This is a genomic window from Albimonas donghaensis (assembly GCF_900106695.1).
GTDB classification, from domain to species: Bacteria; Pseudomonadota; Alphaproteobacteria; order Rhodobacterales; family Rhodobacteraceae; genus Albimonas; species Albimonas donghaensis.
The window spans coordinates 428,101-445,535 of sequence record NZ_FNMZ01000001.1 but is presented as its reverse complement, the minus strand read 5'-3'; the positions used below and the strand labels follow the sequence as shown (position 1 = coordinate 445,535).

Annotated in this window: 14 protein-coding genes; 6 read left to right on the top strand and 8 right to left on the bottom strand. The window is 73.3% G+C overall.

The window, feature by feature from the left end:
• Window positions 1–323 precede the first annotated feature (323 nt).
• Genes mreC through mrdA form a run of 3 tightly spaced genes read left to right on the top strand, consistent with a single transcriptional unit; the run spans window position 324 to window position 3,912 of the window.
• Entirely contained in the window at window positions 324–1,412 is a 1,089-nt protein-coding gene (gene mreC / locus BLV24_RS01830; RefSeq protein WP_092679428.1) for a rod shape-determining protein MreC, read from the top strand.
• On the top strand, window positions 1,409–1,945 hold the full coding sequence (locus BLV24_RS01825) for a hypothetical protein (RefSeq protein WP_092679427.1): 537 nt from the start codon (window positions 1,409–1,411) through the stop codon (window positions 1,943–1,945). Before mreC ends, BLV24_RS01825 begins: the two co-directional genes overlap by 4 nt.
• On the top strand, window positions 1,942–3,912 hold the full coding sequence (gene mrdA / locus BLV24_RS01820) for a penicillin-binding protein 2 (RefSeq protein ID WP_092679426.1): 1,971 nt from the start codon (window positions 1,942–1,944) through the stop codon (window positions 3,910–3,912). Before BLV24_RS01825 ends, mrdA begins: the two co-directional genes overlap by 4 nt.
• Window positions 3,913–4,120: 208 nt before the next feature.
• Here the strand turns inward: mrdA and BLV24_RS01815 are convergent, their stop codons facing one another.
• The 3 genes from BLV24_RS01815 to BLV24_RS01805 all read right to left on the bottom strand — a co-directional run bounded on the left by BLV24_RS01815 (window position 4,121) and on the right by BLV24_RS01805 (window position 7,019).
• Window positions 4,121–4,543 carry a c-type cytochrome gene (locus BLV24_RS01815; RefSeq protein ID WP_092679425.1) on the bottom strand — a complete coding sequence of 141 codons (423 nt, stop codon included), beginning with the start codon at window positions 4,541–4,543 and terminating at the stop codon, window positions 4,121–4,123.
• 439 nt (window positions 4,544–4,982) lie between these two features.
• A complete protein-coding gene (gene hemA / locus BLV24_RS01810) occupies window positions 4,983–6,218 on the bottom strand; it encodes a 5-aminolevulinate synthase (RefSeq protein WP_092679424.1) in 1,236 nt (411 codons plus the stop codon).
• A 285-nt stretch (window positions 6,219–6,503) separates the two neighbouring features.
• A complete protein-coding gene (locus tag BLV24_RS01805; protein WP_218133325.1) occupies window positions 6,504–7,019 on the bottom strand; it encodes a TspO/MBR family protein in 516 nt (171 codons plus the stop codon).
• 440 nt (window positions 7,020–7,459) lie between these two features.
• Here BLV24_RS01805 and BLV24_RS01800 point away from each other — a divergent pair, with 440 nt between their 5' ends.
• Window positions 7,460–7,849 (top strand): ArsR/SmtB family transcription factor, encoded by a 390-nt coding sequence (locus BLV24_RS01800; RefSeq protein ID WP_092679423.1) that lies wholly within the window; start codon window positions 7,460–7,462, stop codon window positions 7,847–7,849.
• On the top strand, window positions 7,792–9,243 hold the full coding sequence (locus BLV24_RS01795; RefSeq protein WP_218133349.1) for an AI-2E family transporter: 1,452 nt from the start codon (window positions 7,792–7,794) through the stop codon (window positions 9,241–9,243). Before BLV24_RS01800 ends, BLV24_RS01795 begins: the two co-directional genes overlap by 58 nt.
• A gap of 66 nt (window positions 9,244–9,309) precedes the next feature.
• Here the strand turns inward: BLV24_RS01795 and BLV24_RS01790 are convergent, their stop codons facing one another.
• From BLV24_RS01790 to BLV24_RS01780, 3 genes are all read right to left on the bottom strand, one after another.
• The gene (locus BLV24_RS01790) at window positions 9,310–9,861 is read right to left on the bottom strand and encodes a 2OG-Fe(II) oxygenase (protein ID WP_092679421.1); all 552 of its coding nucleotides are present in this window, start codon (window positions 9,859–9,861) and stop codon (window positions 9,310–9,312) included.
• A 256-nt stretch (window positions 9,862–10,117) separates the two neighbouring features.
• Window positions 10,118–11,467 (bottom strand): 8-oxoguanine deaminase, encoded by a 1,350-nt coding sequence (locus BLV24_RS01785; protein WP_092679420.1) that lies wholly within the window; start codon window positions 11,465–11,467, stop codon window positions 10,118–10,120.
• A 52-nt stretch (window positions 11,468–11,519) separates the two neighbouring features.
• Window positions 11,520–12,707 carry a urate hydroxylase PuuD gene (locus tag BLV24_RS01780; RefSeq protein WP_092679419.1) on the bottom strand — a complete coding sequence of 396 codons (1,188 nt, stop codon included), beginning with the start codon at window positions 12,705–12,707 and terminating at the stop codon, window positions 11,520–11,522.
• A gap of 137 nt (window positions 12,708–12,844) precedes the next feature.
• Between BLV24_RS01780 and uraD the strand changes: the two genes are divergently transcribed.
• Complete coding sequence (gene uraD / locus BLV24_RS01775) at window positions 12,845–13,384, top strand: 2-oxo-4-hydroxy-4-carboxy-5-ureidoimidazoline decarboxylase (RefSeq protein WP_092679418.1); 540 nt, start codon at window positions 12,845–12,847, stop codon at window positions 13,382–13,384.
• Between the two features lie 43 nt (window positions 13,385–13,427).
• Here uraD and BLV24_RS01770 read toward each other — a convergent pair whose 3' ends face one another.
• Together BLV24_RS01770 and BLV24_RS01765 are read right to left on the bottom strand one after the other, a co-directional pair.
• Window positions 13,428–14,363 (bottom strand): histone deacetylase family protein, encoded by a 936-nt coding sequence (locus tag BLV24_RS01770; protein ID WP_218133324.1) that lies wholly within the window; start codon window positions 14,361–14,363, stop codon window positions 13,428–13,430.
• Window positions 14,360–17,416, bottom strand: a complete 3,057-nt coding sequence (locus BLV24_RS01765) for a bifunctional [glutamine synthetase] adenylyltransferase/[glutamine synthetase]-adenylyl-L-tyrosine phosphorylase (RefSeq protein ID WP_092679417.1) — start codon at window positions 17,414–17,416, stop codon at window positions 14,360–14,362. The genes BLV24_RS01770 and BLV24_RS01765 overlap by 4 nt, the downstream gene beginning before the upstream one ends.
• Window positions 17,417–17,435: the final 19 nt, after the last annotated feature.

Below are 17,435 nucleotides of genomic sequence, written 5' to 3'. Positions count from 1 at the left end.
GCGCCGCTGTCTCCCGCGCGCCGGCGCCGGCCGCCACCCGCGCGGCGGCGGAGAGGCGGGCGGGCGGCACGGTCCGCGCCCCGGCCGACCGGCGGTCAAGGCGTTGACCCGATTGGGCGCGAGGGTCAGTCTGACGGCTTCCGGGCCGTGGATCGGGGCGAGACGGGACGCCCGCGTTGACCTTCGCCAGACGTCGACCCCTCGACGCTGAAACCATGCGCCACGGGCGGCCCGACACGGAACGGCCCGACGCGGCACGACCCGACGCGGAACGACCGGGAACGGCGGCGCGGACGCAACCACACGGACGGTGAACGACGGCCATGGCCAGGGATGACGGCATCGCGGAAGGCGGAGCAGCGCGGGCGCTGCGGCGCATCCTGCTGCTGGTGCTCTGCCTGTTCCTGCTCGCCGTCTTCGCCTTCTGGCGGCTCGACAACCCGCGCGTCGACCGCATCCGCATGAGCGTCGTCGACGGTCTCCAGCCGGTGATCGAGCGGGTCGGCGGGCCGCTCGACTTCCTGTCGGCCATGGTCGCGGATTTCGAGAACTTCGTGCGCGTCTACGAGCAGAACGAGGCCCTGCGCCTCGAAATCCAGCGCCTGCGCGCCTGGCGCGAAAGCGCGCTGGCGCTGGAGCAGGAGAACGCCCGCCTGCGCGCGCTCAACAACGTGCGGCTGTCGCCCTCGCTGGGTTTCGTGACCGGCGAGGTGATCGGGGATTCGGGCGGGCCGTTCCTCGCCACCGGGCTGATCAATGTGGGCCGGCGCGACGGGGTCATGGACGGGGCCGCGGTGATGGACGGCGCCGGGCTGGCGGGGCGGGTCGTGGGGCTGGGCCGCCGGGCGGCGCGGATCCTCTACCTGACGGACTATTCCTCGCGCATCCCGGTGCTGATCCGGCCCTCGGGGCGCCGCGCGATCCTGTCGGGCGACGGCGGCCCCGCGCCCCGGCTCGACTTTCTCGAAGACCCCGACGAGGTGCGCCCCGGCGACCGGGTGGTGACCTCGGGCGACGGCGAGGTGTTCCCGCCCGAGCTTTCCATCGGCCTGGTCATCGCCGGGCCCGACGGGTCGCCGCGCACCCGCCTGGCCGCGGACCTGGAGCGGCTGGAATTCGTGCGGGTGCTGCGCTATCGGCCCGACACGTCCATCGACCAGCCGGGCGGGCTGATCCATCGCGGCGGACCGCTGGACGAGACGGGGCCCGAAAGCGGGCCGGACGCGGCGCCCGACGGCGGGGGCGCCCCCGGTCCTGACGCCCGTCCCGGTCCCGAGGCCCGTCCCGAGGCCCGTCCGGCGCCGCCGCCGGGCGCGGCGACGATCCCGTTCCTGACGCCCTCCCTGACGCCCGGTTTCTCCGCCCCCGCCCCCGGCGCGGGCGCGGGCGCGGCGCCGGGGACGAGACCATGAGCGGCGGCGCCGCCGGACCGGGCGCGGCCTTTCGCCGGGCGGCGGAGGTGCTGGTGCTGCTGCTCGGCGCGCTGGCCGCGCTGATGGCCCAGCTCGCGCCGCTGGCCCCCCTGCCCGACGCGCCGATGCCCGACCTGTTCTGGTGCGTGCTCAGTTTCTTCGCCCTGCGCCGACCCGAGGCCACGCCGATGCTGCTGGTCTTCGCCCTGACCCTGACCCGCGACGCCCTGCTGGGCGGGCCGCTGGGCGCCGGGGCCCTGTCGCTGCTGCTGGGGACCGAGATGCTGCGCCTGCGCGCCCGGGCGACCCCCGCCCCCCGCTCCCTGCTCGGCGACTGGGCGGCGGCGGCGCTGGTCTACGCCGCCGCGGTCGGCCTGCAATGGCTGATGATGGCGCTGACCTTCGCGCAGCCGCCCTCGCCCATGGCGCTCGCCCCCCATGTGGCGACCACGGCGCTCGCCATTCCCTTGATCGCGGGCTTCCTGCGCTATGTCCTGCGCCTCGGCGCCTCCCCGCGGGAGAGCGAGGCATGAGCCGCTGGCGCCCGCCCCCCGTCCGCTCCCTTCGGCTGACCCGCCGGGGGCTGCTGCTGCTCGGCGCCCAGGCCGGGATCATGGGCGCGCTCGCCTGGCGGATGCGCGCGCTGCAGGTCGAGGACGCCCAGCGCTACCGCCTGCTGGCCGAGGAGAACCGGATCAACATCCGCCTCCTCCCCCCCGCCCGCGGCCAGATCTTCGACCGCAACGGCGCGCCGCTGGCGGTGAACTCCCAGAACTACCGCGTGGTCCTGATCCGCGAGCAGGCCGGGGATGTGGAGGACACGCTCGACCGGCTGGGCCGCCTGATCCGGATCGAGCCGCATGAGCGCGAGCGGGTGCTGCGCGACATCCGCCGCAAGTCCTCCTTCGTGCCGGTGACGGTGACCGAGCATCTGGACTGGGAGGATTTCGCCCGCGTCAACGCCAACGCCCCCGCCCTGCCCGGCATCGACGTCGAGGTGGGCCTGACCCGCTACTACCCCGAGGGCCTGTCGATGGCCCATGTGGTGGGCTATGTGGGCCGCGTGTCGGAGAAGGAGCTGATCGCCGACGAAGGCCGCACGCCGCTGTTCCAGATCCCCGATTTCCACATCGGCAAGTCGGGGGTGGAGACGCGGCGCGAGGACACGCTGCGCGGCCATGCCGGGCTCAGCCGGATCGAGGTCAACGCCCGCGGCCGCAAGGTGCGCGAGCTGACCCGGGAGGAAGGCGCGCCGGGCGCCGACCTTCAGCTGACCGTCGACCTGGAGCTGCAACGCTACGCCATGGACCGGCTGAACGGCGAGAGCGCGGCCGTGGTGGCGATGGACGTGACCACCGGGGACCTGTTGGCCTGCGCGTCCTCGCCGGGGTTCGAGCCCAACCAGTTCGTCTTCGGCATCTCCACCAGGAACTGGCGGGGGCTGATGGACGACCCCTACCGGCCGCTGTCCAACAAGACCGTCTCGGGGCTCTACCCGCCGGGCTCCACCTTCAAGATGGTGGTGGCGCTGGCGGCGCTGGAGGCGGGGGTCGTCGACAATGTCGAAAAGATCTTCTGCAACGGCCGCTACAAACTGGGGGACCGCTATTTCCATTGCTGGAGCCGGGGCGGGCATGGGCAGATGACCCTTCGCGACGCGCTGGCCCAGTCCTGCGACGTGTATTTCTACGAAATCGCGCGGCGGGTCGGGGTCGACGCGATCTCGGACATGGCGCATCGGCTGGGGGTGGGCGTGCGCCATGACCTGCCCCTGCCGGTGGTGGCCGAGGGCGTGGCCCCGACCCGCGACTGGAAGCGGGCGAGCTACGACCAGTCATGGCTGATCGGCGACACGCTCAACGCCGGGATCGGCCAGGGCTATGTGCTGGCCTCGCCGCTGCATCTGGCGGTGATGACGGCGCGGATCGCGACGGGCCGCGCGGTCAGCCCTCGGCTGGTGCGCGGCGAGGCGGGCCGCCCCCTGCCCGACCCGACGCCGCCGCCGCTCGACGTCAACGGCGCGCATCTGCGCATGGTGCGCGAGGGGATGTGGGCGGTGGTCAACGACCGGCGCGGCACCGCGCGGCGGGCGCGGATCATGGCCGAGGGCCTGGCCATGGCCGGCAAGTCGGGCACCAGCCAGGTGCGCCGGATCACGGCGGCCGAGCGCGCGGCGGGCGTGATCCGCAACGAGGACCTGCCCTGGGAACGGCGGGACCATGCGCTGTTCGTCAGCTTCGCGCCCTATGACGCGCCGCGCTATGCGGTCTCGGTGGTGGTGGAGCATGGCGGGGGCGGGTCGTCGGCGGCCTCGCCCATCGCGCAGGACGTGATCATGCGGGCGCTCTGGGGCGGTCCGCCGCCGCTGTCGGCCTATCCCGCGGACCAGCAGGACCGAGTGCGTCAGCAGCGCGTCGGCCCCCGGCCCAACGCCCCAGAGGAAGTCGACGGCCCCGAAGACCCGCGCCCCGCCGGCGGCGCCGGCCGCAGCCGGGCCTGAGGGCCGGGCGGGCGGGCCTGAAGGCCGGGCGGGCGGGCGCCGCCGGCGTCGTCCAGGTCATCCCCCGAATGTCACGGGCACCGCCCCGCGGCGGGCCGCGGAGCCGGCGCCCCCGCCGTCGCGAGCGATCCCCCGGGCGCGCCGGCGCCGGCATCGGGCCGGGCGCGCACGGCGCCGGGGCGAGCCGCGTCCGGCGCGCCCCGGCGGCTTACTCGGCGACGCTGGCGAGGTAGGCGGCCACGTCGTCGGCCCCGCGGCGCAGCTTGAACGACATGTTGGAACGCGCCCTCGGGTCGCCCGTCTTCTCCCGGATCCAGGCGGTCGGGTCGGTGATGTAGGCGGCCACGTCCTCCTCGGTCCACACGAGGCCGGCCTCGCGGGCCTCCTCGAAGCCTTTTCCGTAGCGGAAGCCTTCCTCGGCCCCCACCGGGCGGCCCACGATGCCGTAAAGGTTCGGGCCGGTTTTGCCGCCCTTGAAGATCACGTCGTCGCCATTGGCGATCATGTGGCAGGACTTGCAGCGGGCGAACAGCTTCTTGCCGGCGGCGGCGTCGGCGGCCTGCGCGGCCGGGCCGGCGAGCGCCGCGGCGGCGGCGAGGCCGAGCGCGGTCAGGACATGGGTGGCTTTCATCGGGCTCTCCCTGGCTTCCTCATGCGCGGACGGGGCGCGCGCGACGCGGCCCCGGACGCAGACCCGAAATTCGCGGACCTGACCCGGCGGGGCAACCGTCCTGATGCTGGCGGAGCCCCGACATTGGTCTCGGTCCCGGGCTGCGCGCGCGGCGCGGCCGGCCGGATCCGTCTCTGGAGATAGGCCGGCGCCCCCGGTCGGGCGAGGCGACACCCGCGCGCGGGCCGCCGTGTCGCACGCGCCTCACCGGAATGCGATGACAGGCGCGCCCGGACGCCTTCCCAGCGCCGTCCCGACACCCCGTCCCGACCCCGCGCCCTAAACGCGAAAGGGGCCCGCGCATGGCGCAGGCCCCCGGCTTTGATCGCTGGCTCTGGTCTCCGGTCGCTGGCTCCGAATTCCGCCGGCGGCCTCGGGCGGCCGGCCCCGGCGCGCGGCGTCAGGCGACGGCGCGGCTCAGCGCGCACTGGCTCCACAGCGCGTGGAGGGACTGCACAAGGTGCTCCACATCCGCCTCCGTGTGCAGGGGCGAGGGGGTGAAGCGCAGCCGCTCGGTCCCGCGGGGCACCGTGGGATAGTTGATCGGCTGCACATAGATCCCGTGGTCGTCCAGCAGGATGTCGGAGATCATCTTGCACTTCACCGGGTCCTTCACCATCACCGGCACGATGTGGCTGGGGTTCGGCAGATGCGGAATGCCCATCTGGTCCAGCCGCCGGCGCAGCAGGGCGACCATGGCGCGCTGCCGCATCCGCTCGGCGTCCGAGCCCTTGAGATGGCGGATCGAGGCGCAGGCCCCCGCCGCCACGGCCGGCGGCAGCGAGGTGGTGAAGATGAAGCCCGAGGCGTAGCTGCGCACCCAGTCGCACAGCGCGGTCGAGGCCGCGATATAGCCGCCCATGACCCCGAAGGCCTTGCCCAGCGTGCCCTCGATCACGGTCAGGCGGTCCATCAGGCCCTCCCGCTCCGCGACGCCGCCGCCGCGGGGGCCGTAGAGGCCGACCGCGTGAACCTCGTCGAGATAGGTCATGGCGCCGAATTCCTCGGCCACGTCGAGGATCTCGGCGATCGGGGCGATGTCGCCGTCCATGGAATAGACGCTCTCGAACGCCACCACCTTGGGCCGCGCAGGGTCGAGCGCGGCGAGATGCCGGCGCAGGTCCTCGGGGTCGTTGTGCTTCCAGATCCGCTTGTCGGCGCGCGAATGGCGCATGCCCTCGATCATCGAGGCGTGGTTGAGCGCGTCCGACAGGATCACGCAGCCCGGAAGCCGCGAGCCCAGCGTGCCCAGCGCCGCCCAGTTCGACACATAGCCCGAGGTGAACAGCAGCGCCGATTCCTTGCCGTGCAGATCGGCGAGCTCGGCCTCCAGCGCCACGTGATGCACATTGGTGCCGGAGATGTTGCGGGTGCCGCCGGCGCCGGCGCCGCAGGTCTCGATCGCGTCGACCATGGCGGCGCGGACCTCGGCGTTCTGGCCCATGCCGAGATAGTCGTTGGAGCACCAGACGGTGACTTCGTGGCGATCGTCGTTGGCCCCCTGCGCCGCGCCGTCGCGGCGGCGGGTGGCGCGGGGAAAGGCGCCCACGTGACGCTCGAGATTGGCGAAGACGCGATACTCGCCCTCGTCGCGAAGCGCGTCGATCTCCGAGCGGAAGAAGCCCTCGTAGTCCATGCGGCCCTCGTCTCCGTGGCTCAGGGGCGGCCGCCGGGGTCCGCAGGTGGGACCGGGCCGCGCCAAGGCTGCGTTGCGGCCGCGTCCCCGTCGATCCGTCGGGCCGGACCCGGGAAGGGATCCGAACGGAAGCGGGAGCGCGCCGCCTGTCCCGGCGCGCGGGCGCGGGCCGGGGAGGGGAAATAAACATATCCGGCGGCGAATCGCTCTGGCTAATTCCGCGGCATTTGGATGCGATTCAGGCGCCCTTCCCCCCGGCGCCCCTACCCCAGCGCCCGCTCCGCCCTAGTCGGGCCGGCCGAACGCCTCGGGCGGATTGCTCCGCCAGATCGACAGGTTCAGCGCGAAGGCCAGCGCCACCCAGATCGGATAGGGCGCGAGCAGCAGCGCCGCGAGCGGGTCGGCGCGCAACGCGAAGCCGATCTCGGCGACCACCGCGAAGAACAGGGCCGCCACCACCACCAGCGCCGCCACCGGGCGACGCGCGCCGAAGAACAGCGGCGACCAGGTGGCGTTCAGCACCAGTTGCAGCCCGTGAAAGGCGAGCGCGGTCAGGGCCATCTCCCGCGAGATCCCGGCCGCCACGTCCTCCCCGCCGGCCAGCGCCGCATCCGCCAGGCGCAGCGCGGCCCAGGTCATCAGCGCGTATAGCGCCGTCCACACCAGCGGAAACGCCAGGTCCGGCGGGGTCCAGCGCGGCCGCGCCAGGCCGTGATACCAGTCTCCGGGCCGGAACAGCGCCCCGGTCGCGGCGGCGGCCAGCGCGGCGACGACGAGCGGGATGACGATCGAAAGCGACATGATCTCTCCTTCAGGATCCGGCGCGGGACGGCGGAGGCGCGGCGCCGCAGACGAGTCCGGCGGGTCGGGCGGGTCGGGCGGGTCGGACCGCGGCGCGCCCCGCCGGCCGCGCCCCCTGCGGATGCGCTCCGGGGCGCCTCCGCCCCCCTTCGCCCCCCTTCGGCTCCCAAAAAAACGCGCCTCGCGCAGCGCAAGCCTTTTTTGCGCCGTTTTGGGTGATATGCTAGTTAGCGCAGCAGGGTCGACATTCCATTCGTTCTCGCCCCCTCGCAACGCGTGACCCGTCGGCGGGCGATCCTCAGCGCCTCGCCGGTTCAGACCCTTCGCAGGCGCAGGCGATGTCTTTTCGGAGCCCGCCCGCATGCGCGCTTCAACCAGCGTCCCCTCTTCCGCGACGATCGTGCGGGGCGTGCGCATCCAGTATAGAGTTCGATTTGCAAATGACCCTCTCCCCAGGTCTCGCCGATTCCCGCATCAACGTGTCTCCCAGCGCGATGGACGTCATGGACGCCAACGCGGACGAAGCCACCGCGCTGCTCAAGGCGCTTGCCCATGAGGGGCGGCTGCGCATCCTCTGCCACCTCGTCGAAGGCGAGAAATCGGTCACCGAGCTCGAACGGCTGATCAGCGCCCGCCAGTCCGCCGTGTCCCAGCAGCTGTCGCGTCTGCGGCTGGAGGGGCTGGTCGAGAACCGGCGCGAGGGCAAGACCATCTTTTACCGCATCGCCGATCCGCGCGCGGCGCGCATCCTGATGCTTCTGCACGATATCTTCTGCGGTCCGGAGGCGGCGGAGACATCCCCCGCCGGCACGACGGGAGCCACATCCTGAACCACCCTGGCACGCCGCCGGAGGCCGGGATCGACCCCGCCGCCTCCTCGAACATCCCGGAGCCGCCCCTGCGGGCGACCCCCGCCTCCCCGCTCGGACTGGGCCCGGCCGACCTCGCCTCCGCCGAGCTCGCGGCCCCGACCGCCTCCGATCCCCACGAAGCGCCCGTTCCGCCCGAAGCGCAGGCCGCCCACGAAGCGGCCGAGGCCAGGATCGACGCGGCCGACGCCGCGGCGGCCGCGGCGACCGGCGCCGCCGGCGAGGCCGCGGCGCGCCGGGACCGTCCCGTCGGACTGGGCCGCCCCCGCGCCGCGCGCAGCCTCGGGGCGGCGCTCGCCGCAGGGCCGTTCTTCTCGCTGGCCTTCGCCGCGCTTCTGGCCTGGAGCCTGTCGGCCACGGCGGCCTATTCGGTGCCCGTGGCGCTGTCGATCCTGGCCTGGTTCCTGATCAACGCGCTGGCGGAGGCGCTGACCCGCGTTCCCCTCATCGGCGCCGCCCTCCCCCGCGCGCTGGCGCGGGTGATCGCCGTGGCGCTGCTGTTCAGCGCGCTGGCGGTTTCGGCCCATCTGGTGGCGACCTCCCTGTCGGAGCTCGCCGGGGACATGACGCTCTACGGCAACCCGTTCTTCCTCGACCTGTGGTACTGGGCCTCGGGCATGGGCCTTCAGGACGAGCTGACCTCCGAGGCGCTGATGAAGCGTTTCCTCGGCGTCGGCGGGCTGGAGGCGGTGCTGAGCTATATGCAGAGCTCGCTGTCCATCGTCACCCTGGTGCTGATCTTCACCATGTTCCTGCTGGTGGACGAGCCGTTCTTCCCCGCCAAGCTGCACGCGCTGGCCCGCACGCCCGAACAGGCCGAAGAGTTGAAGGAGACGCTGACCGACATCGCCGTCGAGACCCGCGTCTACCTCTGGCTGATGACCGTGATCAGCGTCGGCGTGGGGGTCATCACCGGGCTCGCCTGCTGGTGGCTCGGGGTGCCGGGGGCGGCGCTTTGGGGGTTCCTAGCCTTCGCGCTGAACTACATCCCCACCATCGGCTCGCTGGCCGGGGTGGCGCTGCCGGTGGGCTTCGCGGCGCTGTCGCACGGGAACGCGTCGGACCTGATGCTGCTGGCGGCCGTCCTGGGCGTGACCCAGTTCATCGCCGGGCAATGGGCGGTGCCCAGCCTGATGGGCAACCGGCTGAACCTGTCCAGCTTCGTGATCATGCTGTCGCTGACCGTGTGGGGCGCCATCTGGGGGCCGGCGGGGCTGTTCCTGGCGGTGCCGATCATGGTGATCGCGACCATGGTCTTCGCCAAGTTCCGGGTCACGCGCCCCATCGCCATCCTGCTGTCGCGCACGGGCGAACTGCCCAACGCCCCCTATCGCGGCCTGCGCCGGGACGCCTGAGCCGGGGGGCGGGGGACGGCTGAAGCGGGGGGCGGCGTAGCCGGGAGGCGGCCGTTCCGCCGGGCCTCAGCGGAACGGCGCGCCATGCGCCCAGATCGTCAGCGACCAGCGCCGGCCGCGGGTCACCGGCGCCACCCGGTGCAGCGCGAAGGACGGAAAGGCGATGCCGCCCCCCTGCGCGCGGGAGGCGGCGCGCGGCGCCCCGTCGCCGTTCACCTCCAGCGCCCCGCCCTCGTAATCCCCGTCCTCCGACAATTGCGCCACCACGGTCAGCTTGCGCCGCCGCGCCAGCGGGCCGTCGCCCACGTCCGAATGCCAGTCGAAGCCTCCGCCCGCCGCCTCTTCGTAAAGCGCGACCTGACCGCGCTCCTCGAACGCCTCGATGTCGAAGCCGAACCCGTCGCGATTGGCGTCCGCCACCGCCCGCATCAGGCGCGCCATGACCCAGGACGCCGCGCCCTCGTCGTCCAGCCAGGCGATGCGGGCGCGGCGTTTCTCGGCGACGGCGCGGCCGCCGACCAGGCGGGCCTCGTCCAGCGCCCCGCCCTCGGCCAGCGCGATGATGCGGGCGCAATCCTCGCGGGAGAACAGGTCGGGCAGCGCGACGGGGGTGAGCATGGAGGAACGGTCTCGCAAGGGCGGCGCGGAGGCGCGCGGCCGGGGAGCCTTCTCTAGGCGTCCCGCCGACCCGCCGCGCGTCCGTTGCCGACAGGCCGGGGTCGCCCAGGCGCGCCCCTTTCGCGACAGAAGACGTCGCGAACCGCGCGCGAAGGCGGGCCGGAACCGGGGACGGCGGGCGGGACGATGCGGGCGAAGCCCCGCGAGGCCCGACCCCGTCCCCCGTCCTTCACCTCCCCCGTCCTCCCTCCGTCCTTCACGCCCCCGCGAGCTTGCGCGTCAGCGCCTTCTGCCGCGCCGCCACGCGGTCCCAGCCGGCCATGGCGATGCGGCCTTCACGGACCACGGCGCGGCCCTCGACCCGCACCTCCCGCGCCCGCGCCGGGGCGCAAAGCACCAGCCCCGCCACAAGGTCCCAGGACCCGGCCTGGGCGATCCCGCCCACGTCGAACACCGCGAAATCCGCCCGCTTGCCCGGCTCCAGCGACCCCAGATCGTCGCGCCCCAGCACCGCCGCCCCGCCCCGCGTGGCGATCTCCAGCGCCTCGCGCGCGCTCATCGCGTCGGCGCCCCGGGCCACGCGCTGCAACAGCATGGCCTGGCGCGCCTCGCCCATCAGGTCGCCCGCGTCGTTGGAGGCCGAGCCGTCCACCCCCAGCCCCACCTTCACGCCCGCATCCCGCATCGCCCGCACCGGCGCGATCCCCGAGCCCAGCCGGCAATTGGAGCACGGGCAATGCGCCACCCCGGTGCCCGAGCGCGCGAACAGGTCGATCTCGCCCGCGTCCAGCTTCACGCAATGCGCATGCCACACATCCGGCCCGGTCCAGCCGAGCCCTTCCGCGAAATCCCCCGGCCGCTGCCCGAACCGTTCCAGCGAAAAGGCGATGTCCTCGTCGTTCTCGGCCAGGTGGGTGTGCATCATCACCCCCTTGTCGCGGGCCAGCAGCGCCGAATCCCGCATCAGCTCCGGGCTCACCGAAAACGGCGAGCACGGCGCCACCCCCACCCGGATCATCGCGCCGGGGTTCGGGTCGTGGAAGGCGTCGATGACCCGGATGCAGTCCTCCAGGATCGCCGGCTCGGCCTCGCACAGCGCATCCGGCGGCAGGCCTCCCGCGCTCTCCCCCACGCTCATCGAGCCGCGCATGGCGTGCAGCCGCACCCCCAGCGCGCGGGCCGCGTCGATCTCGTCATCCAGCCGCGCGCCGTTGGGGAACAGGTAGAGATGGTCCGAGGACAGGGTGCAGCCGGTCAGCGCCATCTCCGCCAGCCCGATCATGGCGGAGACGCGGATCTCCTCCGGCCCCATCCGCGCCCAGATCGGGTAGAGCGACTGCAACCAGCCGAAAAGCAGCGCGTCCTGCCCCGCGGGCACGGCGCGGGTCAGGGTCTGGAACAGGTGGTGATGGGTGTTCACCAGCCCCGGCGTGACCACGCAGCCGGCAGCGTCGATCACCTCGTCGGCATCCCGCGGCAGGTCGGCGGGCGCGCCCACCGCCTCGATCACCCCGTCGCGCGCAAAGAGCCCGCCGCCCGGGATCTCGCGGCGGGCGCCGTCCATGGTGACCAGCACCTCGGCCCCGCGCAGCAGCAGCGTGCTCATCGACCGCCCTCCCGCGCGCCGCGCATGTCCCCGCGTCTCATGTCCCCGCGTCTCATTCTTCCGGCGCGCCGGCGCGCAGCCAGGCGCCCAGCACCGCGCGGTCCTCCGCGGTCATGCCCGTCTCGTTGCCCAGCGGCATGATGTTGGACAGCACCGCCTGCGCCAGCATCTTGGGGGCATGGGTGCGCATCTGCTCCACCGTGTCGAACATCACCCCGCCCGGCGCCTCCTCGAAATTCTCGTGCAGCGGGCTCGCGGCGTGGCAGACCGTGCAATGGGTGGCGACGATGGTCATCGCCCGCCCCGCGTCCAGATCGGCCGAGCCCTGATCGGGCCGCCAGGCCGACGTCCACATCATGCAGATGAACAGCAGCGTCGCCGTCGGCCACTGCCACATGACGGCCCGACCATGCTTGCCCTGGTCATGCATGTTGAAGAAGTGCCGGATGATCCCGCCGATCGCCAGGATGTAGCCGACCAGGATCCAGTTATGCGGATGCCCGAAGGCGATCGGGTAATGATTGGAGATCATCATCGCGACCACGGGCAGCGTCAGGTAATTGTTGTGGGTCGAGCGCAGCTTGGCGATCTCGCCGTATCTCGCGTCCGGCGCCTCTCCGGCCTTCAGCGCCTCCACCACCTTCTGCTGGTTGGGGATGATGACCAGGAACACGTTCCCCGACATCATCGTGGCGATCACCGCGCCCGTATGCAGCCACGCCGCGCGGGCCGAGAAGATCTGGCCGTAGAGCCAGCACAGCAGCAGGATCGCCGCGTAGAGGATGGCGAACAGCACCGCCGGCCGCGATTTCAGCGGCGATTTGCACAGCTGGTCGTAGAGCAGCCACCCCACCCCCAGCGAGGCGATGGAGATGGCGATGGCCGCGAACACCGGCAGGTCCGCCACCTCGCGGTCGATCAGAAAGCTGGTGGCGCCCCAGTAATAGGTCACCGCCATCATCGCGAAACCGGTGAGCCAGGTCGAATAGCTCTCCCATTTGAACCAGTGCAGCACCTGCGGCATCTTCTCGGGCGCCACGGCGAACTTGCGCACCTGGTAGAAGCCGCCGCCATGCACCGACCAGCTCTCGCCCTTCACGCCGCCGGGCAGGTCCGGGTCATGGCGCAGCGAATAATCCAGCCACATGAAGTAGAACGAGGAGCCGATCCAGCCGATCGCCGCAACGATATGCGCCGCGCGCACCGCGAAGCTGATCCAGTCGTGAAAAATGGCTTCCATCGTCGCGGGCCCCCTGCGCCGGTTGCTGTCGATTTTCGGCAGGCCTTTTCATGGGCCGGCAAGCGACGTTAGCGTTGCGGCGCGCCGCCCGCCAAGCCCCGATTTCGCGCCGCAGCATAACCGACGCAGGAGCCGCCATGTCCGCCGCCCCCTCTTCCCCCGCGCCGACCGCGCTGAGCCGCGCCGCCTTCGTGGACCGCTTCGGCGGGGTCTACGAGCATTCGCCCTGGGTGGCGGAGAACGCCTTCGACGCGGGCATGGGCGCGGATGCGGCGACGCCGGCCGGGCTTTCCGCTGCGCTGCACGCGCAGGTGATGGCGGGCGGGCGGGACCGGCAGCTGGCGCTGCTGCGCGCGCATCCCGACCTCGCGGGAAAGCTGGCGCTGGCGGGCGGGCTGACCGCGGACTCCACCGCCGAACAGGCCGGCGCCGGGCTCGACCAGTGCACGGCGGAGGAGCTGGACGCGTTTCAGTCCCTCAACGACCGCTACAAGGCGAAGTTCGGCTTCCCCTATATCCTCGCGGTCCGCGGCCGGCATCGCACCGAGATCCTCGCCGATTTCCGCGCGAGGGTGGAGAACGCCCCCGAGGCGGAGTTCGCCGAGGCGCTGGAGCAGGTCCGCCGCATCGCCCTGCTGCGGATCGAGGCCCTGGCGGATGCGGGGACGGCGGGTTGACACCCGCCCTACGCCCCGCGCGCGCCGACCCGTAGGGCGGGTGTCAACCCGCCGCTCCCGTGCCGGTCAGCGCCGCGGCTTCCTCGAAGAGGATCGCGTGCCGCCCCGCCAGTTCGTCGGGATCGCGCGAATAGCCGCCGCCCAGCGCCGCGGCGACCGGCAGACCGCGGGCGCGGATCGTCTCCAGCACCAGACGGTCGCGGCGGCGCAGCCCGTCGAAGGACAGCGCCAGGCGCCCCAGCCGGTCCCCCTCCCACGGGTCCACCCCGGCGTTGTAGAACACGAAATCCGGGGCCGACCGCTCCAGCGCCTGGGCCAGCGCATCGGCCAGCGTCGCGAGGTAATCGGCGTCGCCCAGCCCGTCCATCAGCCCGACATCGAGGTCCGAGACCGCCTTCCTCGCCGGGAAATTCTTCTGCGCGTGGATCGAGAAGGTGAACACCCGCGGATCGTTCTCGAAGATCCACGCGGTGCCGTCGCCCTGATGCACGTCGCAATCCACCACCAGGATGCGCGCCGCCAGCCCCTCGTCCAGCAGCGCCCGCGCCGCCACCGCTACGTCGTTGAACACGCAGTAGCCCGAGCCGTAATCCGGCCCCGCATGATGCGAGCCCCCCGCGGCGTTGACCGCCAGCCCGTGCTCCATCGCCAGCCGCGCGGCGAGCAGCGTGCCCGCGCTCGACAGCGTGGCGCGGCGGGCGACGGCGGGGGTGGAGGGCAGGCCGATGCGCCGCGTCTCCTCCGCGCTCAGGGTGCAGCCGATCACCCGATCCACATAGCCGATCTCATGGGCCGCGGCGATGCGCAGGGCCGGCAGGGCGGCGGGGGCGAACCACTCGCCCGGCCCCATCATCCCCCGCGCCTCCAGCGCCAGCCGCAGGTAGTGATACTTGGACATCGGGAACGGATGGTTGGGGCGCAGGCTGGCGATGTAGTCGGGATGCCAGACGATCGGCAGCGGCCGGGCGGCAGGGCTCACGGCGCCGGGTCCGCGCCGGCTTCGGGCCCGTCGTCGTCGTCGGGCGGCGGCAGCAGCCGGTCCACCACATCGCCCGCCCGCGCCTGCGCCGCGCGCAGGGCGGCTTCCAGGCCGGGGATGCCGCCCCCGCCGCTCGCTTCCGAACCCGCCGCGCCCGCCGCGCCCGCGTCCTCGCCGGCGGCGACGCGGCACAGCACGCCCTCCATCCCGGCCCCCGCGGTCTCGGGGTCGAAGCGGCCGACCAGCGTCACCCGCAACGCCTGCAGGGCGCGGGACTGGAGGGCATGGGCCTCGGCCAGGGTCTCGGCGTCCTCGACCGTCATCGCGCCCCGCTCGGCCAGCGCCCGCAAGGCGCGCGGGGCGTCGACGGCGTGGGGAAGCGCGGCGCAGGCGGTCTCGCTCCCGCCCTCGGGCGAGGCGTCGATATCGGCCAGCAGCCCGGCCTGCGCGGCGAATTCCACGTCCATCAACCCGCCCCGCACCCGCTTCACCGCCCAGGGCTCGCGGCGCCCGGCGCGGGCCGCCTCGGCCACCCGCGCGCGCATCTCGGCGGCGTCGGCGCGGGTCTTCTCCGGCGCCCTGCGCCGCCCCAGCGCCTCGGCGATCGCCGCCTCCGCCGCCGCCATCGGCCCGTCATGGCCGGCCACGGCGCGCGCCCGGGTCAGGGCCATCCGCTCCCAGGTCCAGGCGCGCTCGGCGTGGTAGTTGCGGAACCCCTCGATCGAGGTCGCCACCGTCCCCTGCCGCCCCGAAGGCCGCAGCCGCATGTCGATCTCATACAGCGCCCCCTCCGCCGTCTTGGCCGAGACCGCGCGGATCAGCGCCTGCGCGAAGCGCGCGTACCAGACCGCCGAGGACAGGGATTTCGGCCCGTCCGAGGCCTCCTCCCCCGCCGCGTCGAACAGCAGGATCAGGTCGAGATCCGAATTCGCCGTCATCTCCCGGCTGCCGAGCCGGCCCATGGCCAGCACCGCCGCCCCGCCCCCCTGCCCGGCCCCCGGCGCGGGGCCGTAGCGGCGGGCGAAATCGGCCTCCACCTCGGGCATCAGCGCGCGCAGCGCGGCCTCGGCGATGGCGGAGAAGCCGCGCCCCGCCTCCTCCGCCCCGGCGATGCCGCGCAGCAGCTGCACGCCCATCCGGAAGCGCATCTCCTTGGCCCAGACCCGCGCGGCGTCGAGCTTGCGTTCGTAATCCTCCCCCTCCCGCGCCAGCCAGCCTTTCAGCTCCGCCTCCAGCGCGTCGGCATCGGGCAGCGGGCGGAAGAAATCCGTGGCCAGGATCGCGTCGATGACCCGCGAATTGCGCCCCAGCTCGTCCGCCAACCGCGGGGCCACGGCGCAGATCTCCGCGATCAGGTCCAGCAGCCGCGGATTGGCGGAGAACAGCGACAGGATCTGCACGCCCGCCGGCAGGCCCGACAGGAAGCGGTCGAACTGGATCAGCGCCTCGTCCGGAGAGGCGGCGCGGGCCAGCGCGTTCAGGATCAGCGGCTCCAGCTCCGCCAGCAGCCCCCGCGCGCGGTCCGAGCGGGTGGCCGGGATCGCCCCCTCCCGCCAGCGATCGACCAGCGCCGCCCCGGCCTCGGGCCGCGCGAAGCCCCGCGCCTCCAGCGCCGCGAGCCCGGTGGCGGGCAGCGCGGCGGCCGAGGGCGCGTCCGCCGCCGCCGCCTCTGGCTGCGCCTTGCGGGACTGGCCGGGGGCGAAGAAGGTCTCGGTGATCCCGGCCACGGCGTGGAAACGGGCGTCCAGCTCGCGTTCCATCGTCTCGCGGTCCGGATAGCCGGCCAGCGCGGCGATGCGGTCGCGGGCCTCGGTCGCGGTGGGCATGGAATGGGTCTGGCGATCTTCGACCATCTGCAGCCGGTGCTCCAGCTCCCGATGCGCGAGGTAAGCCGCGTCCAGCGTCGCGGCGGTCTCCTCCGCCACCCAGCCGGCGCGGGTCAGGGCGGCGAGCGCCGGCCGCGTCGCCCGCGGGCGCAGGGCCGGGTCGCGGCCGCCGCAGATCAGCTGCCGGGTCTGGACGAAGAACTCGATCTCCCGGATCCCGCCGCGGCCCAGCTTCACGTCATGGCCCGGCACGGCGATCTCCCCGCCCACGCCGCGATGGTCGCGGATGCGCTGGCGGATGTCATGGGCGTCGCGGATGGCCGCGAAATCCAGGAACCGGCGCCAGATGAAGGGCCGCAGCTCGCCCAGGAACCGCTCCCCCGCCTCGATATCGCCCGAGGCCGCGCGGGCCTTGATGAAGGCCGCGCGTTCCCAGGTCCGGCCGAGGGATTCGTAGTAGCGTTCCGCCGTGTCCATGCCGATGCAGACCGGCGTCACCGAGGGGTCGGGGCGCAGCCGCAGGTCGGTGCGGAACACGTAGCCCTCGCCGGTGGGTTTCGACAGCAGCTGCGCCGCGCCCTGGCAGACCTTGACCAGCCGGGCCCGGATCTCGGCGTAATCCTCGGGGGCGTGGCGGGTCTCGTCGAACAGGAAGATCAGGTCGATGTCCGACGAATAGTTCAGCTCCCGCGCGCCGCCCTTGCCCATGGCGATGGAAACGAGGCCCGAGGTCCCGCTCGGGTCCGCCTCCGTCCCCGGCAGGCGGCCGCGGGCGATCTCCTCAGCGAGGCCCGCGCGGATCGCGGCCTCCACCGCCGCGTCGGCATAGTCGGAGAGCGCGCCGGTGACCGCCTCCAGCCCCCAGACCCCGCCCAGATCGGCGAGCCCGGTCAGCAGCGCCAGCCGCCGCTTGCCCCGGCGCAGCGCGGTCCCGAGGGTCCGGGGCTCGGCGATGGCGGCCGCCGCGTCGGCGAGGATTTCGGCGAGCGCGGTTTCGGGCGGGCCGGCGAGCGCGCCGGGCAGCCAGGCGGCCTCCTTGGCCATGAGGTCGCGCAGATAGGGGGAGGACCCGGCGGCGCCCTCGATCAGCGGGCGCAGCTCCGGCAAGCCGAGATCGGGGGCGAGCGCCTCCCAGCTCTCGCGCCCGCGATCGGGCTCATGGGCGCGGGGAGCCCGGACGAGACGGGCGGCGAAGGGCGCGGGGGCGGGGGCGGCTGCGGCTGTCATGGGGCGAGCATCGCGCGGG